The following is an 804-nucleotide window of genomic DNA, read 5'->3' as shown; positions in this document are numbered from 1 at the left end:
AGAGCGTCTGCCTTACAAGCAGAGGGTCACAGGTTCGAGCCCTGTATCCTCCATTGGCAACTAAATAGTTGTTACACCCATACACAGGATGGCTCGGTAGCTCAGTTGGTAGAGCAACGGATTGAAGCTCCGTGTGTCGGCGGTTCGATTCCGTCCCGCGCCACTTTATGGAGGAGTAGCGAAGTCTGGCTAAACGCGATGGACCGTAAATCCATTCCTTCGGGTTCGGTGGTTCGAATCCACTCTCCTCCATTTATAGGGATATAGTTAAACGGTATAACTACGGTCTCCAAAACCGTCATTGTGGGTTCGATTCCTACTATCCCTGCTTAACTGAATATTTTGGCGGTATTGGTGAAGTTTGGTTAACACACCGGTTTGTGGGTCCGGCACGCGTGGGTTCGAATCCCACATACCGCCCTTATGGGTTGGACATGTTTAATCCTGTTCAACTTTAACTATTTGGTGGTATAGCCAAGTGGTAAGGCAGAGGTCTGCAAAACCTTTATCATCGGTTCAAATCCGATTACCACCTTTTAGTTAGCTGATGCCTCTGTGGCGGAATTGGCAGACGCGCTGGACTCAAAATCCAGTTCCCGTTGAGGGAGTGTGGGTTCGACCCCCACCGGAGGCATTTGTTTATCGATATTCAGCTAAACTATAAAGCACGACAATGTTTGTTTGAAAGAGCATTGCCGTGCTTTTAGTTTTGAATGGTAAATCATTTGCAAATCTAAAACATTATTACGTAAGCACCGAATAACAACACGTCTATATTTTCAATTTGAGGTCTCCTATACTGAT

General features: G+C 46.1%; 6 tRNA genes. All 6 read left to right on the top strand.

The annotated features are described in order from the left end of the window. The first annotated feature begins 90 nt into the window (after nt 1–90). The 6 genes from FD32_RS09015 (at nt 91) to FD32_RS08990 (ending at nt 634) form a co-directional block, all read left to right on the top strand. Nucleotides 91–163: transfer RNA gene (locus FD32_RS09015), tRNA-Phe, on the top strand. Between the two features lie 6 nt (nt 164–169). Beyond that, nucleotides 170–252: transfer RNA gene (locus tag FD32_RS09010), tRNA-Tyr, on the top strand. 5 nt (nt 253–257) lie between these two features. After that, a tRNA-Trp gene (locus tag FD32_RS09005) sits at nt 258–328 on the top strand. Between the two features lie 17 nt (nt 329–345). After that, nucleotides 346–420, top strand: a tRNA-His gene (locus FD32_RS09000). Nucleotides 421–464: 44 nt separating this feature from the next. Further along, a tRNA-Cys gene (locus tag FD32_RS08995) sits at nt 465–535 on the top strand. Between the two features lie 14 nt (nt 536–549). After that, a tRNA-Leu gene (locus FD32_RS08990) sits at nt 550–634 on the top strand. Nucleotides 635–804: the final 170 nt, after the last annotated feature.

The sequence above is a fragment of the Limosilactobacillus panis DSM 6035 genome (assembly GCF_001435935.1).
GTDB lineage: Bacteria > Bacillota > Bacilli > Lactobacillales > Lactobacillaceae > Limosilactobacillus > Limosilactobacillus panis.
This window is presented reverse-complemented; position numbering and strand designations above follow the sequence as displayed.